The sequence below is a fragment of the Gordonia sp. ABKF26 genome, from assembly GCF_041103195.1.
Classification (GTDB): Bacteria; Actinomycetota; Actinomycetes; order Mycobacteriales; family Mycobacteriaceae; genus Gordonia; species Gordonia terrae.
The window spans coordinates 2,761,423-2,787,060 of the sequence record NZ_JBGCVZ010000003.1 but is presented as its reverse complement, the minus strand read 5'-3'; the positions used below and the strand labels follow the sequence as shown (position 1 = coordinate 2,787,060).

The window sequence follows — 25,638 nt, the reverse complement described above, 5'->3', positions numbered from 1 at the left end:
CGGGGGTGGGCGGATCGATGAAGGGTTCTGCGCCGGAGGGATTTCGGGGCAGCGAGCGGTACCGCGCCACCGGGTGTGGTGCGGGACCGTATGTGTGGTCGGTTCGCTAGATGTGGTGCAGGAGTTCGCTCAGCGTGTCGAGGAGATGGTCGGGTCGGTGACCGGCGAGGGTGTCGGTTCCGTAGTAGCCGTAGGCGGCGCCCATCGTGCGGGTGCCGGCGGCGGCGCCGGAGCGGATGTCCTGCGGGCCGTCCCCGACGTACCAGGTGTGCGCCGGGTCGAGTCCGGCCCGCTCGAGTCCGAGCAGCACCGGGGCGGGGTGCGGTTTGCGTTCGGTGGTGTCGTCGGCGGTCACGATGGTCGCGAACGACTTCTCGTCGATGCCGAGATGGTGGAAGTCCCTGTGCACGCGGCTCATTCGCTTGTTGGTGACGATGCCCACGGTGATGCCGCGCTCGGCGAGAGCGGCGAGGGTCTCACGCAGCTCCGGGTAGGCCGCCACGCGCCGGAAGGCGCCCGAGGTGTAATGCGTGCCGTACGCGCGTTCGAGTTCCAGCGGATCGCGGTCAGAGAATCGCGCGAAGATCTCGGGGGGCCGGGGGGCCATGATGGCGCTCGGATCCTCGAGTTCGTCGGGCAGCGGTTGTCCGAGTTCGTTCTCGAATGTTGCGCGGTAGGCCTCGATGATCGCGTACCGGGAGTCGATGAGGGTCCCGTCCAGGTCGAAGAGCACGCCGTGTGTCGTCACCGGGGCTCCGACGCCGCCCGCGGAAGCCGGTGCGGTGGAGATCATGCCACCCCCTCGCGCGGTGTGAACGCGAAGAACGTCCGCGGGTTCTGCACGAAGACACGCTCGGCGATGTCGGCGGGAAGCCGGTCGCGAATCTGCTTGAGCAGTCCCGCGAAGCCCGGCGTGCCGCCATGGTGGGGTTGATACGACGGCCGGCCCAGATCACCGGACACCATGATCTTGGTGAAGCCCTCGTCGGCCAGACGCCGGATGTGGTCGACCCGGAGGTCGTCGGACGGGTATTTGGGTTTGGTCCAATGGTCGAATCCGAGCCACACCCCGGTCTTCGCGACCTTGCGGAGGTAGTCGTAGTCGAGGTTGCGGTCGAGGTGACCGATCAGGACGTGATCGGGATCGACGCCGAGGTCGGCGAAACCGTTCGCCTGCAGGTCACCCAGCGTTCCGGCCTGACAGTGGGTGGAAATCGGCGCGCCTGTCTCGAGGTGTGCTCGCGCAACGGCCTTCTGGACCTTGCGCTCGTCCGCGCGGATCTCATCGGTGCGACAGGTCCCGAACTTGATCACGCCGGCCCGCGCCGATGTGCCGTCGACACCGGCCGTCACGTCGGCCGCGAACCGGGCGGCGATCTCCTCCACCGACTCGGTGGCGACCGACTCGGGATAGTAGATGCCCTTCTGATAGCCGCTGGCGCTGATGATGTGGACGGGCGTGGCCCGGGCGACGGCCAGCAGGCCGTCGCCGCGTCGTCCGTAGTCTGCGGTGGTCATCTCGACGAGTGCGCCCCCGCCCAGGCTGTCGAAGTCGGTCACCTCACCGATCGCCGCGTCGACACGGTCGAGCACCATGTCGGGGTCCTTGTCCTGCGCCCACTTCGGCGGGTTGGTGAAGAGGTGCTCATGACACAGGGTCACTCCCAGGCTTTCGGGGGCGATGTCGCCGAGCACGGTTCTGATGACGGGCACGAGTTCTCCGTTTCGCGTGTGTCGTGCGGTGGGTCGGCCGGTCAGGCCGGGATGAGGCGGTCGGTCGCGGCCGTCGCGGCCCAGACGTCACGCAGCGGTGCGAGGACGGCCCGGTAGATGGCGAAGGCCTCGTCGTAGGTACTCGCTGTCTCGGGGTCGGGTTCGTGGACGCGCCCCGGCCGTACCAGTTGCGCGGTTGCGGCGTCGAGGTCGGCGTACTGCCCGGTGGCAACCGCGGCGAGCATCGCCGCCCCCAGCGCCCCCGACTCGGGGACATCGGGTGCCACGATGGTCTTCTGCAGCACATCGGCGATGATCTGGCTCCACTCGACACTGCGGGCCCCACCGCCGGTCAGGCGGATCTCGTCGATGCGTACGGGCATGGCGTCGTAACAGTCCCGCACCGAGAGAGCCGTGCCCTCCATGACGGCCCGGACGAGTTCTGCCGACGACGTGTCCGGGCGGAAGTCGACAAAGCTGCCGCGCGCGTTGACATCGAGGAACGGAGCTGTCGCGCCCGCGGTGTTGAGATACGGATGAAACACGAGCCCACGACTTCCCGGCTCGGTCTGGCGGGCGAAGTCGCGCACCACATCGCCGAGCGTGGTGGCGCCGCGCGCCATGCGCTCCACCTCTGCCGGGCAGAAGGTGTTGATCACCCAGTCGAGGCACAGGGTGCCGCCTCCGGAATTGGTGATCTGGCGTTGCCATCGATTCTCCGGCATGAGGAAGCCGAAACCGATTCCGGCGGGTTCGAGCAGCGGATGATCCGTGGAGGTGCCGTTCATGAGGCTCGTACCGATGGTGGTGACAGCCTGGCCGTCGTCGGCGGCGCCGATCCCGATCATGTTGGCCGTGGCATCTCCGGTGCCCGCAGACACCGGGGTCCCCACCGGGAGCCCGGTCTCGGCCGACGCCGCGGCGGTCACGGTCCCCAGGAGGTCGGTGCTGACGCCGACCTCGGGCAGTCGCGGAGACATCTCCTCGATGCCGAAGGCGGTGAAGAACTCCTCCGCCTTGCGGCGATTGCGGAAGTCGCAGGGTGCGAACGACAGGTCGGACTCCTCGGTCGCCACGACTCCGGTGAGCCGGTAGTTCACGTAGTCCTTGGCCATGAAGAAGTGCCGGATCCTCGCGTACCGCTCCGGCTCGGCGCGCTTCATCCACGCCAGCAAGGGATACGGGGTTCCCGGAATGAGAGCGTTCCCGCTGATCTCGAACAAGGCGTCGAGGTGGCCGCGGTCGCGTACTGCGTCGAGAACGCCGGTCGCGCGGGCGTCGGGCCAGCAGATCGCGTGGCCGACGGGCGCGCCGTCAGGGCCGACGGTCCACAGTCCACCCATGTGACCGGTCACCCCGACGCCTGCGATGGACGTCCCCGCGCCGAGCGCGTCGACGACCGCCCGGATCGTGCCGGCGACTGTCGCCCAGGTCCGTTCGGGGTCCTCCTCGTGCCGGCCCGCGGTCGGGTAGACACTCGGGGTCCGAGCACCGCATTCGGCGACGAGCTCTCCGGTGGCGAGATCGACGGCGATCGTCTTGAGCGAACTGGTGCCTTTGTCGATACCGATCACGACCGAACGGGTCACCGGGACACCTCCTGTGCGGTATCGGCAACCGCGCGGACGAGCGCGTCGATGCCCAACCGGTGTTCCGCGTCGACGGGTGTGTGGACGCCCTGGACACGGATACCCAAGCGACTCAATCGATCGGCCAGTGCGTCGGCGCCCGGATGACCCGACTCGAGCCGGACCGGTCCGTCGACACCGTTGTCCCGCAGCGCACGGGCAAGCGACACACACAATCCGCGCCAGACAGCGGCGAGCACTTCTTCCGGCGAGGTCTGATAGGACAGCCCCACCAAGACGTCTCGGTCCCCGACGACGCCGTAGGTGACCCTGGTGGGGTTGGCTTCCCACTCGGCAATTGTCGCGGCGAACCGGGTGGACAGGTCGACCGCGACATCAGGGGCGAATCGATCGACAAAAGTCCGTAGGACGTCCCACCCCGGGATCTCGTACGTCGACTCAGAGCCGCCTTCTCCACACAGGACTCGGGCGGGGCCGTCGATCGGCATGACCACCCGTGTGACCGAGGAAGCGGAGCCGATGCTCGCGGGTTTCGGGGCTTGACCCGGTGTCCGGAATCCGGATAACGTGTGCGCCATACGGAACAATTTCATGTCCGGTGGTCTGTGTCAACCATCACACCATGGCCTCGGTGTGTTCGGCCACGCAGATCGAAGACATGCACCGGGTCGGCGTGAACCGTTCGGCGGACATGTCGTCCTGGAGTGAGATCCCAAGGCCCGCTTCGCATCACAGAAGGAGACAGCAGCCATGACACCCGCGCGATCGATAGAACTCGACCCGAAGAACCACATCGCGTCGATCGTGAAGGCGATCGATGTCCTCGAAGCCTTCAAAGGCGATCGCGCCGAGCTGTCCCTGGCGGAGCTGATGACGAAGTGCGGGCACAGTCGCACGACGATGTACCGGATTCTCAACACCCTCGAGGTCGCCGGCTGGGTCGAGCGCACCCGCTCCGCCGACTACCGACTCACGTTGCGCGTCTTCGAGCTCGCTTCCGCCGTGCTGGGCAGCTTCGACCTGCGCACCGAGGCCAGTCACGTGATGTCCGAACTCGCAGCCAGATTCGATGAGCACGTGTACCTACTGGTCCCCGACGGCGCGCGGGCGGTGTGCCTCGACATGATCGAGAGCAGCCAGCCCATCCGGGTGATGGTTCTCTCGGTCGGGCGGTCGTTACCGCTCTACCTCGGCGGAGCACCGGTGGCCCTGTTGGCCGAACTCGAGGAGACCGCCCTCCCCCAGGTTCTCGAGTCGCGACCGATGCTCACCCCGGCCGGCGACGAGATCACCGAAGAGGAGTTGCGGGCGACGCTCGCCGAAACACGCAGACGCGGCTACTCCATCAGTGTCGGCGACGTGACACCCGGTGTCGCCGCACTGGGCGCGTGCATCCGAGACCGCAAGGGAACCGTGGTGGCGGCGTTGAGCATCGGCGGGTTGTCTGCGGATCTGTCCGATGAACGCCAGGACGAGATGGCCGCCGCGCTGGTGGATGGCGCGCTCACCGTATCCCGTCGCCTGGGGTACGCCGGCTGAGGCGCACAACGTCCCGACGCACAGTCAGTGCCGTCGAAACAGCTTGTTACCCAACCACACCAGCGGATCATAGTGCCGGTCGGCGACGCGTTCCTTCATCGGGATCAGCGCGTTGTCGGTGATCTTGATCTGCTCGGGACAGACATCGGTGCAGCATTTGGTGATGTTGCAGAGGCCCAGTCCGTGCTCGGTTCGGGCCGTGTCGCGGCGCTCGGCGACGTCGAGGGGATGCATGTCGAGTTCGGCGACGCGCATGAGGAAGCGCGGACCGGCGAAGTTCTGCTTGTTCTCCTCGTGATCGCGCACGACGTGGCAGGTGTCCTGACACAGGAAGCACTCGATGCACTTGCGGAACTCCTGCGAGCGCTGCACGTCAACCTGCTTCATCCGATACTCCCCCGGCCCGAGACCCTCAGGGGGCGTGAACGACTGGATCTCCCGCGCTTTCGCGTAGTTGAACGAGACATCGGTGACCAGGTCGCGGATGACGGGGAAGGTACGCATCGGGGTCACCGTGACGACCTCGTCTTCGGTGAAGGTGGACATCCGGGTCATACACAGCAACTTCGGGCGACCGTTGACCTCGGCCGAGCACGAACCGCATTTGCCCGCTTTGCAGTTCCACCGCACCGCCAGGTCGGGTGCCTGCGTCGCCTGCAGTCGATGGATGATGTCGAGCACCACCTCACCCTCGTTGACAGCCACCGTGTAGTCCTCGAGGCCGCCGGCGTCGGTGTCCCCGCGCCAGATCCGGAACTTCGCGTCGTATCCCATGTCAGTCCTCCGAGTGCCCTTCGGCTCGCTCGCCCCCGGCGCCGGGGTGCCCGGCGATCTCGGCTGCGGTGTAGTATTTCTCTATCTCCGGGAATTCGAACAGCTCCAACAGGTCCGGACGCATGGGGGTCTGTTCCGTCCGCACGACGCTGACCTCCGGAACCGGGCCGTCCCCGTCGAGCTCGGCGGTGCAGACCAACAGAGCGTTCCGCCAGTTCGAGTCCATCGACGGGTGATCGTCGCGGGTGTGCCCGCCACGGCTCTCCGTGCGCATGAGCGCGGCCTTAGCGACGCATTCACAGACCAGCAGCATGTTGCGCAGGTCGATGGCGAGATGCCAGCCCGGATTGAACTGCCGGTGCCCTTCGACCTGCATGCCGCCCAATCGGTTTCGCAGATCTGCCAGGACGTCGAGCGCCTCCTGCATCTCGGCCTCCTTCCGGATGATCCCGACCAGATCGTTCATGGCCTGTTGGAGGTCGGTGTGCAGGGTGTACGGGTTCTCCGGTTTGCCCTCGGCCGGCGGATCGAACGGCGCCAGAGCCGATGCCGCCGCCCGCTCGATGTCGGCAGCGGAGACGGTGGGCCGCGTCGTCAGTGATTCGACGTACGCCGCCGCACCGAGTCCGGCCCGTCGCCCGAAGACCAGCAGGTCGGACAGCGAGTTGCCACCCAATCGGTTGGAGCCGTGCATACCTCCCGAGCACTCACCCGCCGCGAACAGCCCCGGGACCCGCGAGGCGGCCGTGTCCGGGTCGACCTCGATTCCGCCCATCACGTAGTGACACGTGGGCCCGACCTCCATCGGTTCGGCCGTGATGTCGACGTCGGCGAGTTCTTTGAACTGATGATGCATCGACGGCAGCCGGCGCATGATCTCCTCGGCGGGCATCCGCGACGCGATGTCGAGGTAGACACCGCCGTGTTCGGTGCCGCGTCCGGCCTTGACCTCCTCGTTGATCGCCCGGGCGACCTCGTCGCGGGGCAACAGGTCCGGGGTCCGACGCGCACTGTCGTTGTCGGCCAGCCACTCGTCGGCCTCCTCCTCGGTCTCGGCGTACTGACCTTTGAAAACCGGTGGGATGTAGTCGAACATGAACCGCTTGCCGTCGGTGTTCTTGAGCACACCGCCGTCGCCGCGGACACCCTCGGTCACCAGGATGCCCTTGACGCTGGGCGGCCAGACCATCCCGGTCGGATGGAACTGGACGAACTCCATGTTGATCAGGCTCGCTCCGGCCCGGAGGGCGAGCGCGTGGCCGTCGCCGGTGTACTCCCACGAATTGGAGGTCACCTTGAACGATTTGCCGATACCTCCCGTCGCCACGACCACCGCAGGCGCCTCGAACAGGATGAAGCGACCGGACTCACGCCAGTACCCGAACGCGCCGGCGATGGCGTCGCCGTCCTTCAGGAGATCGGTGATGGTGCATTCGGCGAATACCTTGATGCGCGATTCGTAGTCGCCGGTGGCCGCGAAGTCCTCCTGCTGAAGCGAGACGATCTTCTGTTGCATCGTCCGGATCAGTTCCAACCCGGTGCGGTCGCCGACATGCGCGAGCCGCGGATAGGTGTGACCGCCGAAGTTTCGCTGCGATATCCGGCCGTCCTCGGTGCGATCGAACAGGGCGCCGTAGGTTTCGAGTTCCCAGACCCGATCCGGAGCCTCCTTCGCGTGCAACTCGGCCATACGCCAGTTGTTCAGGAACTTGCCGCCACGCATGGTGTCCTGAAAATGCGTCTGCCAGTTGTCCTTCGAGTTGGCGTTGCCCATCGACGCGGCGCACCCACCCTCCGCCATGACCGTGTGGGCCTTGCCGAAGAGTGACTTGCACACCACGGCGACCGAGTAACCCCGTTCGCGGGCCTCGATGACCGCACGCAACCCGGCACCGCCCGCACCGATGACAACGACGTCGTACTCGTAGCGTTCCGGCTCGGTCATCTAGCGCGACTCCCAACGTTGAAAACGGCTGCACAACAGACGTTGTGCCGTCAAACGGTCAACCCACGAATCTCAGGTCCGAGATGGTGTTGCTGGCAACGAGCATGATGTAGAAGTCGGTGAGCACCAACGTACCGAGCGTGATCCAGGCGAACTGCATGTGCCGGGTGTTCAGCTTCGAGACCCGGGTCCAGATCCAGTACCGCACCGGGTGTTTCGAAAAGTGCTTGAGACGGCCGCCGGTCACGTGGCGACACGAGTGGCACGACACCGTGTACGTCCAGAGCAGCAGCACGTTCACGACGAGGATGACATTGCCCAGGCCGAAGCCGAAACCACCGTCGGCGCCGTGGAACGCGATGACGGCGTCGTAGGTGTTGATCACCGAGATGATCACGGCTGCATAGAAGAAGTACCGGTGCGAATTCTGGATGATCAGCGGCAGCCGCGTCTCGCCGGTGTACCTGCTGTGCGGTTCGGCGACAGCGCACGCCGGCGGCGACAACCACACCGACCGGTAGTAGGCCTTGCGGTAGTAGTAGCAGGTCAACCGGAACCCGAGCAGAAACGGTAGCGACAAGAACGCCAGCGGAATCCACATCGGGAGTTCGGGGAAGGGCGTACCGAAGTGACTCGCACCGGGCACACACGACTCACTGAGACACGGCGAATAGAACGGCGACAGGTAGTGATACTCGGTCGAGTAATAGGCGGTCCGTACAAAGGACCGCACGGTCGCATAGATGACGAAGGCCGCGAGACCGATGACGGTCAGCAGGGGCGACAGCCACCACCTGTCCCGACGGAGTGTGCGCGCCAGGATCCGCGCGCGACCGGGAGAGAAGACCCCGACTGCGTCCCGCTCAGTCGCGGGGGCGCTCACTTCGTGCGCTCACGCGAATGAAAGCCCAGCCCTTCGTCTTGCGCGCCCAGCCAGGCAGATTCGTCTGACTTGCTGTCGGGCACATAGATCACCTGGTCTCGTCCGAGCTTCGCCTGCAGAAGCGGCGGCGGCGCGTGCTCGAAGTCATGGAGGTCGATCTCCAGACGGTCCAGGTCGTTGGACATCCGCCGAACGGCGTCGACATCGCCGTACTGTGTCTGCAGCGTCGTCATGTGATGGCGTAAGGCCCCGATGCTGCGATGCAGATCCCTGATCTCGGTCGGTATCATGGCACATCCCTTCCTGCCTATGTGATGAAGAACACAGTACCGGCCGGGCACGCCGAGTCAACGGTCTTGACCGAACGTGTCGGGGCCCCGGACCGGAGGAGGCCGCCGGATGAACGACGACGACCACCGCCGGGGAGAGAACCTGCCCCGCGCCGAGCAGCGATGGACCGCATCGGCGTTCGTGCTGGTCGCGATGGCGATCCCGTTCCTACTCCCGGCGCGTTACGCCGCCGGGACCGCATGGTTGCTGCCCGCGATCGAGGGGATGGTGCTGCTGACGCTCGTCGTCGTGGATCCCGGCCGGATCGACCGCCCCGGCCGGTGGGTCCGCGCCCTCTCCGTGTGTCTCGTCGTCGCCATCGCGGCCGGAGCAGCATGGGGTGCGGGACGACTCGTATGGGATCTTCTCCATGGCAATCCGCAGACCGAGGCGGCGAACCAGTTGCTGGTCGCCGGCGCCCTCGTCTGGCTACAGACCGTCATCGCCTTCGCGTTTCTCTACTGGGAACTCGACGGCGGCGGGCCGGTGAACCGGCACCTGCACCCCGCCGAGCACCCGGATCTCGCGTTTCCCCAGCAACTCGAGCCGCGGTTGGCAGCCTCCGGTTGGCGACCGGTGTTCTTCGACTACCTCTACCTGGCCCTGACCAATGCGACGGCCTTCAGTCCGACCGATGTGATGCCGCTGGCGCGGCGCGCGAAACTCGCGATGGCCTCGCAGTCATTGCTGTCGATCGTCATCCTGAGCCTGGTGGTGGCCAACGCGGTGAACCTGCTGGACTAGCGAGGCGCCGCCACGGACCGGAATAGCGCCTGTGCGGCGACGGTTGAGTCGGCCGAGTTCCCGGACCAGATCGGAGTCGACGATGAGCGAAGCACGAGCCGCGGCCGTCACCACACGGCAGGTCATCCGAGCCGCCGGCCGACATGGCTTCCGGAGCGAGTGGCTCGATTCCCGCCAGTCCTTCCCGGTCACCGGCAACTTCGATCTGACCGCGAACGCCCACGGGGTCCTGCTCGTGCACAACGATGATCGCGTCGACGCGGGCGAAGGCTTCGACGCACATTTTCACCGCGACGCCGAGATCATCACGTGGGTGCTCGAAGGCGCTGTCGCTCATCGTGATTCGTTCGGCAACACGGGCGTGATCACCCCCGGCGTCGCGCAGCGGATGAGCGCGGGCCGCGGTATCACCCATACCGAGGCGAATGCTTCTCGACGGAGCGAGGACCGGGACCTTCGCGTCATCCAGATGTGGGTTGCGCCCGAACACGCCGGAGGTGAACCCGGCTATGCCGAGCGCGATTTCACCACCGACCTCGCAGCCGGCGGCCTGGTCACCGTCGCCTCCGGAATGCCCGAGCACACCGACACCACGGCGATCTCGATCAAGAATCCCCATGCGGCACTGCATGTCGCGCGTCTCGGGTCCGGGCAGTCGGTCATTCTCCCCCCGGCGCCCTTCGGACACCTGTACGTGGCGCGGGGCGGTGTCGAGTTGGACGACGGCATACAGCTCGCCGAGGGTGATGCCCTGCGCACCACCGATCACGGCGACGTCACCGTATCCGCGACGATGGACACCGAGATTCTGTTCTGGGAGATGCACTCGACGTTTCGCCGTTGATCCCAAGGGACAACTCTCGTCCACCCCATCTTCACTGACGTGTACAGGATTTGCCGTAACGCTGCCGATTCACGGTGGCACCGCTACTGTGTGAGCCATTCGAAGGATGAGGCACTTCGCGCGCCTCGACGGTCAGGTCACCGAGCGAAAGGACGTCCATGCCTTCCCCGTCACCCGCAGCACGACTCGCCGCTGAGTTCTTCGGCACATTCTGGTTGGTCTTCGGCGGATGCGGCAGCGCGATCTACGCCGCCAAGCAGATAGCGCAATCCGACGACGGTCAGGACACCTTCCAGGTGGGGATCGGATTCCTCGGCGTCTCGCTGGCTTTCGGCCTCACCGTGGTGACCATGGCCTACGCGGTCGGACACGTCTCGGGAGCACACTTCAATCCCGCGATCACGTTGGGCGCCGCCATCAGCGGACGGATGTCCTGGAAGGAGCTGCCCACCTACTGGATCGCACAGGTCGTGGGTGGCCTGCTGGCCGGCCTGATGCTCTTCCTCATCGCGAAGGGTCGACCCGGGTTCGTGGCGGAGGGCAACATGGCTGCCAACGGATACGGCGAACACTCCCCCGGCAACTACTCCCTCACCGCGGTTCTCATCGCAGAGGTCCTGTTGACGGCGTTCTTCCTCATCGTGGTCCTGGGTGCGACCGACGGGCGCGCCCCCGTGGGCTTCGGGCCGCTGGCGATCGGTTTGTGCCTCACCCTCATCCATCTGATCTCGATCCCGATCAGCAACACCTCGGTCAACCCGGCCCGCTCGACCGCGGTCGCCTTCTTCAACGGCAACGGCGCGCCCGGTCAGCTGTGGGTCTTCTGGCTCGCCCCGTTGATCGGCGGTCTCATCGGCGGTCTCCTCTACCCGTTGCTGTTCCAGAACGGGAAGCGTGCAGCGCCCGAGCCGGCCCGAACCGAGACCGCCGACGCCTGAGCGGGTCCGCTTCAAGCGTGTGCCGAATCCTCTGGTCCCTAATCCGAAAGGAGCGCCCCCATTGCTCCCTGAGGAGCGCCCGGAGCTTGCGGAGGGTGCGTCACGAAGGGTCCGCCACGCATCTCACCAGGACCCTTCGTGACGCTCGCAAGCTCGCTCCTCAGGGAGCAGAGGGGACGCTCGCAAGCTCGCTCCTCAGGGAGCAGCGGGGGGCGCCTGTTTCGGATCACGGAGCAGTGGGGGTTGTTTCTTTCGAGGTGAGGAGCGGGACGTTGGTCGCGCATCGAGATCAGGTCGGTGTGACGACGCGCAGTATGTCTTCTCCGGCGAGGAGCCGGGAGATGTTGTCGGTGATGTCGCGCACCCGGCCGACGAAGGTGTCGCGGGTGACCCCCGAGATGTGCGGGGTCATCAGGACATTGGGCAGCTCGGCGAACGGCAGATCCGACGGAGCCGCCTCGTCACCGGCCGTCGGATAGCGATACCAGACATCGACCGCGGCCCCGCCGATCACCCCGTCCTGCAACGCCTCGAACAGATCCTGCTCGACCACGAGCGGACCGCGGCCCACGTTCACCAGCACACCCGAGGGCCCGAGCCGGCGGAGATGCGCGGCATCGATCATCCCGGTGGTACTCGAGGTCAGCGGTGCGGAGACGACCACGACGTCGGACTCCGTCATCAGCCGGCCGAGATCGGTGGTGTCGCCGTGCCATTCGAGTCCGGAATCGTCGGCGACCCGGCCGGACCCCGTCACCGCGCAGGCCCGCGCGCCGAAAGCACCCAGCAGATCCGCGGTTCTCCGCCCGATGTGGCCGAAGCCGACGTAACCGACCATGGCCCCGCGGAGGGTCTGCGGTTGCGGCACACCGTCTCGATAGACCGCCGACGCCCAGACACCCCGCCGGAGGGCCGCATCCTGGACGAGCAGGTCTCGGCGCACGGTCACCGCCGCGGCGGCGATGTATTCGGCGATCGAGTCCTCGTGGTGAAACGTGTTGGCCACCAGAGTGTGCGCGGGGAGGTCGTCGAAACTCACCTTGTCGGTGCCGGCACCGCCGGTGAGCACCAGCCGCAGCCGCGAACCCGCGCGAGCCATCGACGGAGTCACCCGACCGCCGATGTAGACATCGGCATCGGCCAGATCCGTCACGAGCGCCGCCTCGTCGAAGACCGCGTGCCAGGAGGTGTCCACCCCGACGGGCAGCAAACTCTCGAACAGGTCGCGGTGTGGCGCGAAGTTCCGTTCGCCCACCACGACTTTCAGACCACCACCACCACTGTGCGATTCCGCCACGACGTCAGCTCCGCACGAGAGCGGGCCGTTTGCTGTCGAAGGTCCAGTCCGGGATCAGGAACTGCATCCCGATCGAGTCGTCCCGGGCGCCGAGCCCTTCGGTGAGATACAGCTGGTGGGCGGCGTCCACCTGTTCCATGTCGAGTTCGACACCGAGTCCCGGGCGGTCGGGAACCGTGAGGTGACCGTCGACGATCTCGTACGGCTCGGTGGTGAGGCGCTGTCCGTCCTGCCAGATCCAATGCGTGTCGATCGCGGTGATCTCACCGGGTGCGGCGGCGGCCACATGCGTGAACATGGCCAGCGACACGTCGAAGTGATTGTTGGAGTGCGAACCCCAGGTCAGCCCCCACGCATCACACAGTTGCGCGACGCGGACCGAGCCGGCCATGGTCCAGAAATGCGGGTCCGCCAGCGGGATGTCGACCGCATTCGTCCGGATCGTGTGCCCCAACTCGCGCCAGTCGGTGGCGATCATGTTGGTCGCCGTCGGCAGGCCGGTCGCGCGTTTGAACTCGGCCATCACCTCACGGCCGGAGAACCGGCCCTCCGGCCCCACCGGGTCCTCGGCGTAGGCGACCACGTCGCGCAGACGACCACCGATACGGATCGCCTCCTCGAGCAGCCAGCCACCGTTGGGATCGAGGGTCACCCGCGCCGCCGGGAAGCGTTCGGCGAGTGCGGTGACGACATCGGCCTCCTCCTCGGGCGACAGGACCCCGCCCTTCAACTTGAAATCGGCGAAGCCGTAGCGCTTCTGGGCTGCCTCGGCGAGGGCGACCACACCGTCGGCGTCGAGAGCCTCCTGATGGCGCAGGCGCATCCACTCGTCGGTCTCGTCGGCACCGTCGGCATAGTCCAGCGTTGTCTTGGTGCGGTCCCCCACGAAGAACAGGTAGCCGAGCGCCGCGACCCGATCGCGTTGCTGTCCCTCGCCGAGCAGCGCCGCCACCGGAACACGGAGGTGCTGGCCGAGGAGATCCAACAGAGCTGATTCGACGGCGGTCACCGCGTGGATCGTGATGCGCTGGTCGAAGGTCTGATCTCCCCGGCCGCCCCGGTCGCGGTCGGCGAAAGTTCGCCGGATGTCCTGCAGGACGGCGTTGTACTCCCCGATCCCGCGCCCTTCGACGATCGGCCGGGCGTCGTCGAGCGTGGTGCGGATCGGTTCGCCACCCGGGACCTCGCCGACACCTTGGTTGCCCTCGGAGTCGGTGAGGACCACCAGATTGCGCGTGAAGAACGGAGCGTGCGCGCCGGAGAGGTTGAGCAGCATGCTGTCCCGGCCGGCGACGGGGATCACCCGCATCTCGGTGACGACCGGGGTCGTCGTGGCGGCCGGCGTCGGAGTCGCTGTCGTCATGGTTGGTCCTTTCGAGAATTCAGAAGAAGAGCTGCTGGCCGATGAGCAGGGCCGCGCCGATGCCCGACACCGTGATCGACACCATGCGCAACCGGTTCCGGTCGAGCAGCCGGTTGACGAGACGGGACGCGACGAAGCCGAGGACGACGACCGGTGTCAGTGCGACGAATGCCCAGAGGATCTCTGCGCGCAGGCTGCCGGTCGCGGCCAGGGCGGCCAGCGACATCAGACTGCCGACGAGGAAGAACGCACTCATGTTGCTGCGAACATGTGCGCTCTCCTTGCCGGAGTACACCAGTGCCATGGGTGGGCCGCCGATCGACGTTGCCGTGCCCAGCAGTCCGGAGGCGGCTCCCGCGGTCGCCAGGTTGCGGCGCCCGGGGGCGGGCCGCCACCCGACCGATGCGACCGCCACCCCGCCGAGGACGACCGCGGCCAGCAGCAGCGACAGCCCGCGGGTCGGTAACCACACCAGCAGCAGGGCGCCGGCGATGGTTCCGGGCACTCGACCGATCAGCGCCCACCCGGTACCGCGCAGGTCCAGGCTCCCCCGCTCGCGGATCACGACCAGCAACGTCACGGTCGTCGCGGACGCGATCAGCATGCCGGGGAGCAGCGTCGGCGCCACCAGGGCGACCACCGGAGCGGCGAGCATGCCCATCCCGAACCCGATCGACGCCTGCATGCAGGACGCCAGGAACACGGCGACGGCGATGATCACGCATGCCACGACACTCACGTGGGCTGGACATTCGTGCTGTCCGGCGCGGTCATGCTGCCGGAGCGGGCATACCCAGTCCGACCCGCCCGCGGGGGTGGTAGCACTCGGCGACGTGCCCGATCTCGCCGTGATCGGTGACGGCCGGCGGGAGCGCGGTCGCACAGATGTCGGTGGCATGGGCACAGCGCGTGCGGAACCGGCACCCCGACGGCGGGTTGAGCGGCGAGGGCACCTCACCGCTGAGAAGGATTCGCTCACGACGGTTCTCGGCGTCGAGCGTGGGTGCCGCAGACATCAGCGCCTCGGTGTATGGATGCGCGGGATGGTCGAACACGGCCTCGGTGCTGCCCGTCTCGACGATCCGACCGAGGTACATCACCGCGACCCGGTCGGCCACGTGGCGGACCACGGACAGATCGTGCGAGATGAAGATGTAGGAGATGTCGAGTTCCTGCTGGAGTTCGTTGAGCAGATTCAACACCTGCGCCTGGACCGAGAGATCCAACGCGGAGACCGGTTCATCACAGATGATCACCTCGGGATCGAGAGCGAGCGCCCGGGCGATCCCCAGCCGCTGGCGCTGGCCGCCGGAGAACTCCTGCGGACTGCGGTGTTCGTCGCTCGGTCGCAGCCCGACGAGGTGCAGCAACTCGCGCACCCGAGCGGCCCGATCTCGCTTGCGCGGGTACAGATCCCGGTGGGTGCGCCACGGTTCGCCGATGATCTCGGCCGCCGTCATGCGGTTGTTCAGCGAGGCGTAGGGATCCTGGAACACCATCTGCACCTTACGACGCAGAGCGAGCAGGTCCTTCCCCTTGAGCCGGTAGGGATCGGTACCGTCCCAGCGCACGGTGCCGGTGTCCGGGCGCTCGAGCATCATCAGCGTGCGCGCGAGAGTGGATTTGCCACAACCGGATTCGCCGACGAGTCCGAGCGTCTCACCGCGACGGAGCTCGAGGTCGATACCGTCGAGCGCCCGCAGTTGCTTGCGGCCGCCCTTCCCGGACACGGCGAACGTCTTGCCGACGTCGCGCACCTCGAGGACCCGGCTGGTGCCGTGTGACGTCTCGCCGCGCGGTGCACCGCCGTCCGCGGTCGAGGCCTTGGCGAACCTCGTCGTCGTCTCAGACATTGTCGATCTCCTCCGAGAAGTGGCAGGCGGCGGCACGGTTGATGCCGGTTGCGGTCAGCGTCGGACGTTCCTGGACGCACTGCGCCCGAGCCAGCGGGCACCGCGCCTGGTACACGCACCCCGTCGGGATGGAGTGCAGGTCGGGCGGGGTTCCACCGATCGACTTGAGGTCGGCGCCGCGTTCGGCACTGACGGGTACCGAATCGAGAAGTCCCTTGGTGTACGGGTGTTTCGGACTTCCGAAGACCTCGGCCACCGGTCCGGTCTCGACGACGTTGCCGGCGTACATGATCGCGACACGGTCGGCTTGTTCGGCGACGAGCGCGAGATCGTGGGTGATCAGGACGACCGCCATGTCGTGCTCGGCACGAAGCCGGCCCAGCAGGGCCATGATCTGGGCCTGCACGGTCACGTCGAGCGCGGTGGTCGGCTCATCGGCGAGCAGCACCTTGGGGCTCAGCGCGACCGCCATCGCGATCAGCAGACGCTGGCGCATGCCGCCCGAGAACTGGTGGGGGTAGGAGTCGACCCGGGACTCCGGTTCCGGGATGCCCACGTGACGCATCAGCTCGATCGCCTCGAGACGGGCCTTCTTCTTCGACATCCGACGATGGATCCGGAACGGTTCGGCGAGTTGGGTGCCGACCGGATACACGGGGTTGAGGGCGGTCAGCGCGTCCTGGAACACGATGGCGAGCTCGGTGCCGGCCACGTCACGCCGCTTCGACGGCGACGCGGAGACGAGATCGACGGAATCGAGCGTGATCGACCCGTCGGAGACCGAGGCGATCGGGTCGAGCAGGCCGACGAGCGCCTGAGCGGTCATCGACTTGCCGCACCCCGATTCGCCGAGAAGCGCCAGGGTCTCGCCGCGACGGGCACGGAAGGAGACGTGATCGACGGCGCGGACAGTGCCGGTGGGGGTCCGCAGATCGACGGTCAGGTCGACGACGTCGAGTGCGACCCGGTCGTCGGTGCCGGCATCGGGCCGGTCGAGGGCGGGAGCACTCATCGCAGCGCCTTTCGTGAGGAGAAGAACCGCTTGCGCGCGTTCGGGGTGGTCAGTCGCCACCGCTGGCCGGGGTCGGTCGCGATGCGCGCCCATGCGGCCAGCATCGTGGCCGACACGGTCGTGATGACGATCGCCAGACCCGGGAAGAACGACAGCCACCACGCCGTCTGCAGATAGGTCCGGCCCTGCGACACCATCAATCCCCAGCTGATGTCGGGCGGCTGGATGCCGATGCCGAGGAACGACAGCGACGACTCGGCGAGCATCACGTAACAGAAGTCGAGCGTGGCGACGGTGAGCAGCGTCGGCAGCAGGATCGGCAACACGTGACCGCGGAGGATCGCACCGCTGCTCGCACCGAAAGTCCGTGCCGCGTCGACGAACACACGGCTCTGCAGTTCGGCGGATTCGGCGCGTGCCGTACGCAGGTAGATCGGGATGCGGGTGATCGCGAGCACCGCGATGATGTTGGCGGCGCTCGGCGAGAACACATACAGGATCACGACGGCGAGCAGCAGGGACGGGAAGCTCATGATGACATCGGCGATGCGCATCGCGGTGGTCTCCCGCCAGCCGCGGTGGTAACCCGCCCACATGCCGATCGCCGATCCGACGACGCACGAGATGATCACGGCAGGCAGGGAGACCATCAGTGTGGTCTGACACGCGACGATGAGCCGGGCGAGCATGCTGCGGCCGAGCGGGTCGGTGCCCAGGATGTTCATCCAGCCCGTGTCCAGGTTGAACGGCGGGAGATTCGACTCGTCGAGGTTCTGGTCGGTGGCGGCGTCGCCGACGAGCCACGGACCGAAGATCGCGGTGAGCAGGACGAGGGTCAGGATGCCTGCCGCCACGGTCGCGAACTTGTCGCGGAACAGCAACCGCCACAACGGCAACTGCCCGGCGGGCACCTTCTTGGTGGCGACGGAGTCGCCGGTGATGTCGGTCGAGGCGACGGGACTCGTCGAGTCGACGGGATCGGTGACGATGGACATGGTGTCAGTACTCCTCGATGGTCGCCGGCGACTAGACCGTGGCCTTGTCACGAACGCGTGGGTCCAGCAGCGCGAGGCCCGCGTCGATGACGATGTTCAGGATGAAGATGCTGATGGCGGTGAGGAGCACCGCTGCCTGCAGGACCGCGAAGTCACGCTGCAGGATCGAGTCGATCATCAGCTTGCCGATGCCGGGCCATCCGAAGATGGCCTCGACGATGACCGCACCGTTGATGAGGCCGACCGCGAGATCGCCTGCCACGGTGAGGGCGGGGGCAGCCGCATTGCGGAGGGCATGGTGGGTGACGATCCGCAGATCCCCGGCCCCCTTGCTCCGCGCCACCTTGACGTAGGGAGCCGACAGCGCGGAGACCATGGCGCCGCGCACGACCTGGGTGAGCACGCCGAGTGGCCGGATCATCAGGGTCGCGATGGGTAGGACCCAGGCCAGCATCCCGCCGGTGCCCGACGTCGGCAGCCAGCCGGCGACGACCGCGAAGATCCAGATCCCGGTGATCGCGAACCAGAAGTCGGGGACGCTGGCCGCGGTCATCGACAGCAGGCTGGAGAACCGGTCGGCCAGCGAGTTCGGGCGGTAGGCCGCCCAGCAGCCGATGATGATCGAGCCGAGGATCGACAGCACCAATGTGACGAAGGCGAGCTGCAGCGTGGCCGGGAAAGCCCGCAGGGCCATGCCTGCCGCCTCCTGGCCCGTCTTGAGTGATTCACCGAAATCGAGGTGGACGACACCGGCGAGGTAGTCGGTCATCTGTTGCCAGACCGGCTTGTCGAGACCGTTCGCCGCCGCGAACTCGGCACGCTGGTCGGGGGTCGCGGAGACGGGCAGGTAGAGATTGGTGGGGTCGCCGGTCAGCCGAGCCATGAAGAACACGCCGAACAAGACGATGATCAGCGGGATCAGGCTGGTGAACATCCGGCGCCGGAGGAAGGTGAGCATCGGTCATCGCCTCTGTTTCAGTCGTTCTGGGCTGGCGCGTGGGTCATCTCGGCGAGACGCATTTCGTCGCCGGTGGCCGAATTGGGCTGGTAGGCAACACGGCTCGACTTCGCGAGGACAGCCTGCATGTGTGCGATGTAGGCGTATTGGCGGATCTCGCGTGGCTCGGCGGCCAGGACGTCGGCGAGCGCGTTCTGGCGTGCGGCTCCGGTCAGCGCCTCGGCCGCGCGGATCTGCTCGTCGTAGGCCGGAGTGCCGTATGTGCTCTGGTAACCGTCGGACAGCATGTACTGGTCCAGGGTGAACTGGGTGTCACCAGCCTGATTGCCGTGCATGATCATCAGCAGCACCGGACCGGAACCGGGAACGAAAGGCCTTGTCTGATACTGCATCTGACCGGAGGTGTCCATCATCTCGATCTTGACGTCCAGGCCGATCTCGCTGAGCGTGAACTGGAGGTTCTCGATGGTCTCGTTGATCTTGGGGAACTGGCCGGTGCGTCCGATGAGCCGGATGGTCCGGTCCACCGGCACCCCGTCCGCACGAGCTTCGTCGACCAGTTCTCGCGCCCGGTCGAGGTCGTAGGGCGTCGGGGTGAGCCGATCGTTGTATCCGACGATGCCCTTGCCGACCAGCTGGGCCGCGGGGATGCCCAGGCCCTGGAACAGCGCGTCGACGATGCCGTCGCGATTGATGGAGAGGTCGATGGCCTCGCGCACCCGGTAGTCGTTCAGCGGCGCGTCGGTGGCTTGCACACGCAGGGCCGTCGTCTCGTTGTTGGTGTAGGCGATACCGAGATCACCGGCTCCGTCTTCGGGGCCGAGCGATGTGGCGACATCGGCCTCGTCGTTGGTGACCATCGCGGCACGGACGCTGCCCTCGCTGCGCCACTGATACACCGCGCGGGTGAACTCGGGCGCCTCGCCGTGGTAGTTCGGGTTCGCCTTGAGCGCGACCCGCTGACCGGAGTCCCAGAAGTCGACCATGTAGGGACCGGTCCCGATCGGGACCCGCACCTTGTCATCGGCGACGGTGGTGCGCGGGACGATCTCGATGAAGGACAGGCGCAACGGGAGGATCGGGTCGGGGGTCGCCGTGCGGACCTCGACGGTGTTCGGGTCGACCACGGTCACCTCACGGGTGCTGTCGTCGAAGACGTAGCCGTTGACGTCGCAGCCGATCGCCCCGTTGAACGTGCGGCGGATGGAGAATGCGGCATCCTCGGCGTCGAACGGTTGCCCGTTGCTGAATCGGATGCCCGACGCTGTGGTGAAGCGCCAGACATTCGGTTCCACCTGGGTCCACTCGGTCGCGAGACTCGGCTCGAGCGCACCGCTGTTCGGGTCTCGTTCGATCAGCGGCTCGGTGATGTTGGATCGGACGACGACGCCGGTCGCCGTGAGCGAGGCGTCGCAGGGCTCCAGGGTGGGCGGCTCCTGGGGCAGGACGATGCGCAGGGTGTCCGGGGAAGCGCTCTCGCCGGCGGTCGTGTTGGCGACGCTGCAGCCGGTGGCCGCGAGCACGGCCACCGCGGACAGGGCCAGCAGACACCCGGCGGGGCGCTTCCGGGATCGCAGGACTGCGATCTGCATGGGGACCTCCATTGAAAGAAAGACTGCGAGTGATCTCGCGGTGGGCTCGACCGCGTTTGTGACGGTAGACACACGCTATGAGCGTCGGATTGACGGCGTCAACAGCACAAAAGCCCAGGAAACGGCCGTTTCAGTGGGTTTTGGCCGCCCCCGGAAAGCGCCCGAGCCGACGTCCGGATCGCCAGAAAAGGCCGCTGACCTGACAGTTCTCCGCTCCGGCGTTCCGCCTTCCGAATCGACGGCGTCACATCTATACAGTTTCAGTATCGATCCATGTTATTTGCGTGTTGGACAGGTATCCGTGAGCGCTTCTAGCGTGGAACGCATCCACCGAAGGACCGGTCTGTGTCCTGCACTCCTGGAGGTCGATCATGACGAGCAGTTCAGCCGGCACCGCGACAGCACCGGAACCCGTTGCATCAGAGGAGTTTTCGCCTCAGATCGGTTCCGTGCTGCGTGTCGGACCCCTCAAGCCGTCGCTCGAGGAGCGCCTGGCCGACACGTACGGCGCCGAGCGATTGCCTGACGACGAGAGCCGGGCCTCTTTCCTCGACCGCAATGCCGACGCGGTGACCGCGGTAGTGACCTCAGGCCGGACCGGGGTCGACGCCGACCTGATGGCCGCACTGCCCAACCTCGGCGCCATCGTCCACTTCGGCGTCGGCTACGACACCACCGACGTCGCGCGGGCCACCGAACTCGGTATCGGCGTCAGCAACACCCCGGACGTCCTCACCGACTGCGTCGCCGACACCGCGGTCGGGCTGCTACTTGACACGATGCGCGGACTCTCGGCCGCCGATCGTTTCGTCCGCGCCGGGCGCTGGCCCCTGGAGGGCAACGTTCCGCTCACCCGGAAGGTCTCCGGCACCGACGTCGGCATCCTCGGACTCGGCCGCATCGGCTCCGCCATCGCTCACCGTCTCGATGCCTTCGGCTGCCGCATCGCCTATCACAATCGCCACCGCATGGCCGACTCCCCGTACCGCTACGCGGCCTCACCGGCCGAGCTCGCCGCGCAGGTAGACGTGCTGATCGTGGCCGCCGCCGGTGGCGCGAACACACGTCATCTCGTCGACCGGGACGTCCTCGAGGCGCTGGGCCCCGACGGTTTCCTGATCAACGTGGCCCGCGGCAGCGTCGTCGACGAGACCGCGCTCGTCGACCTGCTGCAGCACGGACGACTGGCGGGCGCCGGCCTGGACGTGTTCGCGCACGAGCCGGAGGTGCCCGAAGCGTTGCTCTCCATGGACAACGTCGTGCTGCTCCCCCATCTCGCGAGCGGCACCGTCGAGACACGCGCCGCCATGGAAGAACTCACCCTTGCCAACCTCGACTCGTTCCTGCGGACCGGCGACCTGTCGACCCCGGTTGTCGCACCGAATCCCGCACTGCGAAAGGACATCTGATGTCTGTCGTGCTCAGCTATCTTCCGACACCCGAAGGTCGCGGCGCCCTTCCGTTCGGCTTCGCCGAGGCTCGCATGCGCGGTACCGACGTCGTGGTCGTGGCGGATGGCGACAACGCCTCGTCGCCGGAGTTCCTGGTCGACCTCGAGAACGCGCGTGACCTGGCCCAGGCCGGCGAGGTGGATTACCGTGTCGCCGAGAACGATCCCGGTCTGTCGCATGCCGATCAGCTCATCGACGCGTCGTACGACGACGCGGCCGAACTCCTGGTGATCGGCCAGCGCAGGCGTTCGCCGGTCGGCAAACTGCTGACCGGCAGTGTGGTCCAGCGCGTCCTGCTCGACGCGCAGTGTCCGGTGGTCGCGGTCAAGCCACCCGTACGCGCCGCAGTCTGACCGGGTTCTCCCCCGCGCCTACTGCTGGTCGAGCAGCGTCGAACGAGGGAAGCGAATCCGCCGCGTCCGTCGAGGCCGCCGTCAGATCCACTCTCGTTCGGGGAGAACGTCTCTCATCAACCGGGCGAGAGCCGGGTTGGAGTTGTCGGCCCGCCACGCGATGTTCATCTGTACCGGACGATCGCGGATCGCGGTCACCTCTTTGAACACCACCCCATCGGGGTGCATGGTCATCGCCGATTCGGGCACCAGGGCCATCCCCAGCCCGGAATGCACCAATACGAGCATCGTGTGCACCTGGGTGACGTATTGGACATAGCGGGGTGAGGCCCCCACCGCCGTGAAGGTGCTGATCAACAGCTCGTTGAAGTACCGCGCGTCCGTGGGCGAGTACATGATGACCGCCTGACCGTCGAAGTCCTCGATCGCCAGGTGCTCGACATCGGCGAACTCGTGGTCGGCGGGGAGCGCGGCGACCAGCCGTTCATGGTGCAGCGGACGAGAATTCACACCCGGTCGAGAGATCGGCGGACGGACGATGCCGAGGTCGAGATCCCCGCGGACCAGGGCCTCGACCTGCGCGACGGTCACCATCTCGCGCAGCACCAACCGCACATCCGGCAGCTTCTCGCGCGCGGTCTGCATGAGCCGGGGCAACACCGCCCGTGCCGAGGCCCCGGTGAACCCGATGTTCACGGTCCCCAGATCGCCGGCCGGCACCCGTCGGACGGTCAGGGCCGCACCCTCGGCGAGCGCGACGATCCGCCGCGCGTCGGGCAGGAAGGCCGCGCCGGCCGCGGTGAGCGACACGGCCCGGCTGCTGCGTTCGATCAACTGGACGCCGAGTTCGTGCTCCAGCTGTTGGATCTGCCTGCTGAGCGGGGGCTGCGTCATGTGCAACCGCTCGGCCGCCCGGCCGAAATGCAGCTCCTCGGCGACCGCGATGAAGCAGGACAGGCGCGACAGAGAGAACATCGATCCACTTTCGGCATCGTCAGCCCGCAATCTGCGGGCCGGTGTGGATGACGCTAGCCTACCGCGGCGACGCTCGTGGGCGCGTTCACCACCGCGGGCTGGAGTTCACGCAACCACCGCGGCGACGCTCGTGGGCGCGTTCACCACCGCGGGCTGGAGTTCACGCAACCACCGCGGCGACGCTCGTGGGCGCGTTCACCACCGCGGGCTCGAGTTGACGAAGCCCGGATCGATGGACTGCATGTAACCGGTGTCGTCCCGATCCCGGATCCCGCAGTCGAGGTACTGCTGGTGCAGCGCCTCCAGCGACTCCTCGTCGAGTTCGACACCCAGCCCCGGACCGGTCGGGACGGGCACCGCGCCGTCGACGATGCGGAGGGCACCCGGTTTGACCACGTCCTCGGTCTTCCACGGCCAGTGGGTGTCACAGGCGTAGGTGAGGTTGGGCGTCGCAGACGCGAGATGCACCATCGCGGCCAGGCTGATGCCCAGGTGCGAGTTCGAGTGCATCGACAGACCGAGTCCGAAGGTCTCGCAGATACCGCCGAGGAGGCGTGACCGCTGTAGACCGCCCCAGTAGTGATGGTCGGACAGCACGACGGACACCGACCTCTTGCGCACCGCGGGTTCGAGGTGATCGAAGGCGGCGACGCACATGTTGGTCGCGAGCGGCATGGTCGCCTGCTCGGCGACCCGGGCCATCCCCTCGAGTCCGGGAGTCGGATCCTCCAGATACTCGACGATGCCGGCCAGCTCGGCCGCGACGCGCAACGAGGTCTCCACGGTCCACGCCGCATTGGGGTCCAGGCGCAGGGGCACACCGGGGAACTCGGCGTGCAGCGCCTTGATCGCGGCGATCTCCTCGTCGGGGTCGAACACCCCGCCCTTGAGTTTGATCGCGGTGAACCCGTAGCGGTCGATCATCCGGTGCGCCTGCCGGATCAGGCCGCTCGGGTCGATCGCCTCGCCCCATTCGTCCGGGAGACCGTTGGTCCCGGCGGCACCGGGATGCGCCGCCCACTTGTAGAACAGATACGCGCTGAACGGCACCTGGTCCCGGACACGCCCACCCAGCAAGTCGCTCACCGGACGTCCGAGGGTCTTGCCCTGGATGTCCAGACAGGCGACCTCGAACGGCGAGAAGACACGGTCGGTGGTGCTGGCCGTGGTGATCATCCCGGCCACCCCGTCGCCACCGGTGACCGCCAGCGTCGAGATCCGGGCGTCGATCGCGTCCCGGAGACGGTGCAGCGCGAAGGCGTCGAGGCCGGTGATCGCGTCGGCAGCGGCCTCCATCCGGGTGAGATGTGCGGTGTCCGCGTATGTCTCGCCGAGTCCGCGCACGCCGCCCGCCGTCTCGATCACGATGATCGCCCGGAGTGCGTAGGGCTGGTGGACACCCACCGTGTTGAGCAACGGCGGGTCGACGAAGGCGACCGGGGTGACGGTCACCTTCGTGATCGTGGTGTCGGTCCGCGGACCGGTGAGGGGGCTCAGCGCGACCGCCGCCGCGTCGATCGTGTTCGTCGACATGGCTTCCTAGACCGCGGCCGGGGTGGCGAGAGCGGTCGCCAGCACCGCCCGGCCGGCGGCGGTGATCCGCTCGAGCTCGGCCTTGTGCTCGGGAGTCGGCTGGACCAGCGGCGCACGGACGGGACCCGCCTCGATACCTTCCATCGTCACGCCGTGCTTCACGAGTGCGACGGCGTACCCGGGGACGGTGTTGCGCAGCCGGACCAGGGGGTGGAAGAACTCGCGCAGCAACGCCTCGGTCAACTCGACGTCGCCGGTCTCCAGCGAGTTGTAGAAGGCCAGGGCGAGCTCCGGCGCGAAGGCAAACGTCGCCGACGAGTACAGGGTGACCCCGATCGCGCGGTAGGCCTGCTGCGTGATCTCGGCGGTGGGCAAGCCGTTGAAGAACAGGAACTCCTTCGTGTCGCCCAACGCCTCCTTGACCGCGATCACGATGCGCGACACATTGTCGAGATCACCCGTGCCGTCCTTGAACCCGATGACCGTGGGCAGCTGGGCGACCTCGATCGCCGACGCCTCGTCGAACACGGCGTTGCCGCGGTTGTAGACGATCAGCGGCAGATCGGTGGCCGCGGCGACAGCTCGCGTGTACTCCGCGAGGCCGGCGGGCGGCATCGTCACCAGGTACGGCGGAAGCAGCAGGATGCCGTCGGCGCCATTGACTTTCGCACTCACCGCGAACTCCTTGGCCTGGACGAGCGAGCCGCCGGCGCCGGCGAACACCGGGACGCGCCCGGCGACGGTCTCGACCGCGCACCGGACGATCCGGCCGAACTCCTCGAGACCGAGCGCGTGGAACTCGCCGGTGCCGCAGGCGACGAACACGCCCCCGGGGCCGGCCGCCACTCCGCGGTCGATGTGTTCGGCGAGGCGGCGGTAGTCCACCTCACCACTGCTGTCGAAGGGTGTGACGGGAAAGAACAGGACGCCGTTGAGCATTGGGACTCCTTGGATGGG

General features: G+C 67.1%; 25 protein-coding genes. 6 read left to right on the top strand and 19 right to left on the bottom strand.

The features are described from left to right. Window positions 1–106 precede the first annotated feature (106 nt). From AB4Z55_RS13010 to AB4Z55_RS12995, 4 genes are read right to left on the bottom strand one after another with little or no spacing between them, the layout of a single operon-like run. Window positions 107–793, bottom strand: coding sequence for an HAD hydrolase-like protein (locus AB4Z55_RS13010; protein WP_354563561.1), 687 nt, complete (start codon window positions 791–793; stop codon window positions 107–109). Then, complete coding sequence (locus AB4Z55_RS13005) at window positions 790–1,713, bottom strand: phosphotriesterase (protein ID WP_004019885.1); 924 nt, start codon at window positions 1,711–1,713, stop codon at window positions 790–792. Before AB4Z55_RS13005 ends, AB4Z55_RS13010 begins: the two co-directional genes overlap by 4 nt. A 41-nt stretch (window positions 1,714–1,754) precedes the next feature. Beyond that, complete coding sequence (locus tag AB4Z55_RS13000) at window positions 1,755–3,302, bottom strand: FGGY-family carbohydrate kinase (RefSeq protein ID WP_239400901.1); 1,548 nt, start codon at window positions 3,300–3,302, stop codon at window positions 1,755–1,757. After that, window positions 3,299–3,790 (bottom strand): hypothetical protein, encoded by a 492-nt coding sequence (locus tag AB4Z55_RS12995; protein WP_354563563.1) that lies wholly within the window; start codon window positions 3,788–3,790, stop codon window positions 3,299–3,301. The genes AB4Z55_RS13000 and AB4Z55_RS12995 overlap by 4 nt, the downstream gene beginning before the upstream one ends. 262 nt (window positions 3,791–4,052) lie before the next feature. Between AB4Z55_RS12995 and AB4Z55_RS12990 the strand changes: the two genes are divergently transcribed. Next, window positions 4,053–4,841 (top strand): IclR family transcriptional regulator, encoded by a 789-nt coding sequence (locus AB4Z55_RS12990; protein ID WP_248642892.1) that lies wholly within the window; start codon window positions 4,053–4,055, stop codon window positions 4,839–4,841. 24 nt (window positions 4,842–4,865) lie between these two features. Here AB4Z55_RS12990 and AB4Z55_RS12985 read toward each other — a convergent pair whose 3' ends face one another. Genes AB4Z55_RS12985 through AB4Z55_RS12970 form a run of 4 tightly spaced genes read right to left on the bottom strand, consistent with a single transcriptional unit; the run spans window position 4,866 to window position 8,733 of the window. Continuing rightward, window positions 4,866–5,615 (bottom strand): succinate dehydrogenase/fumarate reductase iron-sulfur subunit, encoded by a 750-nt coding sequence (locus AB4Z55_RS12985; RefSeq protein ID WP_248642893.1) that lies wholly within the window; start codon window positions 5,613–5,615, stop codon window positions 4,866–4,868. A 1-nt stretch (window position 5,616) separates the two neighbouring features. Further along, the gene (locus tag AB4Z55_RS12980) at window positions 5,617–7,560 is read right to left on the bottom strand and encodes a fumarate reductase/succinate dehydrogenase flavoprotein subunit (protein WP_354563565.1); all 1,944 of its coding nucleotides are present in this window, start codon (window positions 7,558–7,560) and stop codon (window positions 5,617–5,619) included. A 58-nt stretch (window positions 7,561–7,618) separates the two neighbouring features. Next, a complete protein-coding gene (locus AB4Z55_RS12975) occupies window positions 7,619–8,443 on the bottom strand; it encodes a hypothetical protein (RefSeq protein ID WP_354563567.1) in 825 nt (274 codons plus the stop codon). Continuing rightward, on the bottom strand, window positions 8,440–8,733 hold the full coding sequence (locus AB4Z55_RS12970) for a hypothetical protein (RefSeq protein ID WP_004019878.1): 294 nt from the start codon (window positions 8,731–8,733) through the stop codon (window positions 8,440–8,442). The genes AB4Z55_RS12975 and AB4Z55_RS12970 overlap by 4 nt, the downstream gene beginning before the upstream one ends. A 109-nt stretch (window positions 8,734–8,842) precedes the next feature. Here AB4Z55_RS12970 and AB4Z55_RS12965 point away from each other — a divergent pair, with 109 nt between their 5' ends. The 3 genes from AB4Z55_RS12965 to aqpZ all read left to right on the top strand — a co-directional run bounded on the left by AB4Z55_RS12965 (window position 8,843) and on the right by aqpZ (window position 11,299). Next, window positions 8,843–9,517, top strand: a complete 675-nt coding sequence (locus AB4Z55_RS12965) for a hypothetical protein (protein WP_354563569.1) — start codon at window positions 8,843–8,845, stop codon at window positions 9,515–9,517. An 82-nt stretch (window positions 9,518–9,599) separates the two neighbouring features. After that, window positions 9,600–10,361, top strand: a complete 762-nt coding sequence (locus tag AB4Z55_RS12960; protein ID WP_004019876.1) for a pirin family protein — start codon at window positions 9,600–9,602, stop codon at window positions 10,359–10,361. 158 nt (window positions 10,362–10,519) lie between these two features. Continuing rightward, complete coding sequence (gene aqpZ, locus AB4Z55_RS12955; protein ID WP_354562736.1) at window positions 10,520–11,299, top strand: aquaporin Z; 780 nt, start codon at window positions 10,520–10,522, stop codon at window positions 11,297–11,299. Window positions 11,300–11,588: 289 nt separating this feature from the next. Here the strand turns inward: aqpZ and AB4Z55_RS12950 are convergent, their stop codons facing one another. The 8 genes from AB4Z55_RS12950 to AB4Z55_RS12915 are packed head-to-tail and all read right to left on the bottom strand — an operon-like array spanning window position 11,589 to window position 20,369. Next, window positions 11,589–12,566, bottom strand: coding sequence for a 2-hydroxyacid dehydrogenase (locus tag AB4Z55_RS12950; RefSeq protein WP_354562880.1), 978 nt, complete (start codon window positions 12,564–12,566; stop codon window positions 11,589–11,591). 34 nt (window positions 12,567–12,600) lie between these two features. Next, window positions 12,601–13,959 carry an enolase C-terminal domain-like protein gene (locus tag AB4Z55_RS12945; RefSeq protein ID WP_064569814.1) on the bottom strand — a complete coding sequence of 453 codons (1,359 nt, stop codon included), beginning with the start codon at window positions 13,957–13,959 and terminating at the stop codon, window positions 12,601–12,603. Window positions 13,960–13,978: 19 nt separating this feature from the next. Further along, window positions 13,979–14,698, bottom strand: a complete 720-nt coding sequence (locus AB4Z55_RS12940) for a sulfite exporter TauE/SafE family protein (RefSeq protein WP_101819539.1) — start codon at window positions 14,696–14,698, stop codon at window positions 13,979–13,981. Between the two features lie 31 nt (window positions 14,699–14,729). Further along, window positions 14,730–15,812, bottom strand: a complete 1,083-nt coding sequence (locus tag AB4Z55_RS12935; RefSeq protein WP_354562737.1) for an oligopeptide/dipeptide ABC transporter ATP-binding protein — start codon at window positions 15,810–15,812, stop codon at window positions 14,730–14,732. Continuing rightward, window positions 15,805–16,824: an ABC transporter ATP-binding protein gene (locus tag AB4Z55_RS12930; RefSeq protein ID WP_354562739.1), complete on the bottom strand. Its 1,020-nt coding sequence runs from the start codon at window positions 16,822–16,824 to the stop codon at window positions 15,805–15,807. Before AB4Z55_RS12930 ends, AB4Z55_RS12935 begins: the two co-directional genes overlap by 8 nt. Beyond that, window positions 16,821–17,819 carry an ABC transporter permease gene (locus AB4Z55_RS12925; RefSeq protein ID WP_248642900.1) on the bottom strand — a complete coding sequence of 333 codons (999 nt, stop codon included), beginning with the start codon at window positions 17,817–17,819 and terminating at the stop codon, window positions 16,821–16,823. The genes AB4Z55_RS12930 and AB4Z55_RS12925 overlap by 4 nt, the downstream gene beginning before the upstream one ends. Window positions 17,820–17,850: 31 nt before the next feature. Continuing rightward, entirely contained in the window at window positions 17,851–18,777 is a 927-nt protein-coding gene (locus AB4Z55_RS12920; protein ID WP_004019867.1) for an ABC transporter permease, read from the bottom strand. A 17-nt stretch (window positions 18,778–18,794) separates the two neighbouring features. Continuing rightward, window positions 18,795–20,369 (bottom strand): ABC transporter substrate-binding protein, encoded by a 1,575-nt coding sequence (locus tag AB4Z55_RS12915; protein WP_354562740.1) that lies wholly within the window; start codon window positions 20,367–20,369, stop codon window positions 18,795–18,797. Between the two features lie 371 nt (window positions 20,370–20,740). Between AB4Z55_RS12915 and AB4Z55_RS12910 the strand changes: the two genes are divergently transcribed. Together AB4Z55_RS12910 and AB4Z55_RS12905 are read left to right on the top strand one after the other, a co-directional pair. Continuing rightward, window positions 20,741–21,778 (top strand): 2-hydroxyacid dehydrogenase, encoded by a 1,038-nt coding sequence (locus AB4Z55_RS12910; RefSeq protein ID WP_354562742.1) that lies wholly within the window; start codon window positions 20,741–20,743, stop codon window positions 21,776–21,778. Continuing rightward, the gene (locus AB4Z55_RS12905) at window positions 21,778–22,173 is read left to right on the top strand and encodes a universal stress protein (RefSeq protein WP_004019862.1); all 396 of its coding nucleotides are present in this window, start codon (window positions 21,778–21,780) and stop codon (window positions 22,171–22,173) included. Before AB4Z55_RS12910 ends, AB4Z55_RS12905 begins: the two co-directional genes overlap by 1 nt. Window positions 22,174–22,254: 81 nt before the next feature. On the opposite strand, the gene AB4Z55_RS12900 is transcribed toward AB4Z55_RS12905, so the two are convergent. The 3 genes from AB4Z55_RS12900 to AB4Z55_RS12890 form a co-directional block, all read right to left on the bottom strand. Continuing rightward, on the bottom strand, window positions 22,255–23,148 hold the full coding sequence (locus AB4Z55_RS12900; RefSeq protein WP_004019861.1) for a LysR substrate-binding domain-containing protein: 894 nt from the start codon (window positions 23,146–23,148) through the stop codon (window positions 22,255–22,257). A gap of 195 nt (window positions 23,149–23,343) precedes the next feature. Continuing rightward, a complete protein-coding gene (locus tag AB4Z55_RS12895; RefSeq protein WP_354562744.1) occupies window positions 23,344–24,681 on the bottom strand; it encodes a glucarate dehydratase family protein in 1,338 nt (445 codons plus the stop codon). A gap of 6 nt (window positions 24,682–24,687) precedes the next feature. Continuing rightward, complete coding sequence (locus tag AB4Z55_RS12890; RefSeq protein WP_369519854.1) at window positions 24,688–25,620, bottom strand: 5-dehydro-4-deoxyglucarate dehydratase; 933 nt, start codon at window positions 25,618–25,620, stop codon at window positions 24,688–24,690. Between the last annotated feature and the right edge of the window lie 18 nt (window positions 25,621–25,638).

What these genes read in the sequence shown, in the direction of transcription:
- AB4Z55_RS12945 (WP_064569814.1), bottom strand. Translation starts at nt 13,959, where the DNA reads ATGACGACAGCGACTCCGACGCCGGCCGCCACGACGACCCCGGTCGTC.
- AB4Z55_RS12995 (WP_354563563.1), bottom strand. Translation starts at nt 3,790, where the DNA reads ATGCCGATCGACGGCCCCGCCCGAGTCCTGTGTGGAGAAGGCGGCTCT.
- aqpZ (WP_354562736.1), top strand. Translation starts at nt 10,520, where the DNA reads ATGCCTTCCCCGTCACCCGCAGCACGACTCGCCGCTGAGTTCTTCGGC.
- AB4Z55_RS12925 (WP_248642900.1), bottom strand. Translation starts at nt 17,819, where the DNA reads ATGTCCATCGTCACCGATCCCGTCGACTCGACGAGTCCCGTCGCCTCG.
- AB4Z55_RS12985 (WP_248642893.1), bottom strand. Translation starts at nt 5,615, where the DNA reads ATGGGATACGACGCGAAGTTCCGGATCTGGCGCGGGGACACCGACGCC.
- AB4Z55_RS12920 (WP_004019867.1), bottom strand. Translation starts at nt 18,777, where the DNA reads ATGCTCACCTTCCTCCGGCGCCGGATGTTCACCAGCCTGATCCCGCTG.
- AB4Z55_RS12915 (WP_354562740.1), bottom strand. Translation starts at nt 20,369, where the DNA reads ATGCAGATCGCAGTCCTGCGATCCCGGAAGCGCCCCGCCGGGTGTCTG.
- AB4Z55_RS12935 (WP_354562737.1), bottom strand. Translation starts at nt 15,812, where the DNA reads ATGTCTGAGACGACGACGAGGTTCGCCAAGGCCTCGACCGCGGACGGC.
- AB4Z55_RS12890 (WP_369519854.1), bottom strand. Translation starts at nt 25,620, where the DNA reads ATGCTCAACGGCGTCCTGTTCTTTCCCGTCACACCCTTCGACAGCAGT.
- AB4Z55_RS12930 (WP_354562739.1), bottom strand. Translation starts at nt 16,824, where the DNA reads ATGAGTGCTCCCGCCCTCGACCGGCCCGATGCCGGCACCGACGACCGG.
- AB4Z55_RS12980 (WP_354563565.1), bottom strand. Translation starts at nt 7,560, where the DNA reads ATGACCGAGCCGGAACGCTACGAGTACGACGTCGTTGTCATCGGTGCG.
- AB4Z55_RS12895 (WP_354562744.1), bottom strand. Translation starts at nt 24,681, where the DNA reads ATGTCGACGAACACGATCGACGCGGCGGCGGTCGCGCTGAGCCCCCTC.
- AB4Z55_RS13010 (WP_354563561.1), bottom strand. Translation starts at nt 793, where the DNA reads ATGATCTCCACCGCACCGGCTTCCGCGGGCGGCGTCGGAGCCCCGGTG.
- AB4Z55_RS12910 (WP_354562742.1), top strand. Translation starts at nt 20,741, where the DNA reads ATGACGAGCAGTTCAGCCGGCACCGCGACAGCACCGGAACCCGTTGCA.
- AB4Z55_RS12960 (WP_004019876.1), top strand. Translation starts at nt 9,600, where the DNA reads ATGAGCGAAGCACGAGCCGCGGCCGTCACCACACGGCAGGTCATCCGA.
- AB4Z55_RS12990 (WP_248642892.1), top strand. Translation starts at nt 4,053, where the DNA reads ATGACACCCGCGCGATCGATAGAACTCGACCCGAAGAACCACATCGCG.
- AB4Z55_RS12970 (WP_004019878.1), bottom strand. Translation starts at nt 8,733, where the DNA reads ATGATACCGACCGAGATCAGGGATCTGCATCGCAGCATCGGGGCCTTA.
- AB4Z55_RS12905 (WP_004019862.1), top strand. Translation starts at nt 21,778, where the DNA reads ATGTCTGTCGTGCTCAGCTATCTTCCGACACCCGAAGGTCGCGGCGCC.
- AB4Z55_RS12900 (WP_004019861.1), bottom strand. Translation starts at nt 23,148, where the DNA reads ATGTTCTCTCTGTCGCGCCTGTCCTGCTTCATCGCGGTCGCCGAGGAG.
- AB4Z55_RS12965 (WP_354563569.1), top strand. Translation starts at nt 8,843, where the DNA reads ATGAACGACGACGACCACCGCCGGGGAGAGAACCTGCCCCGCGCCGAG.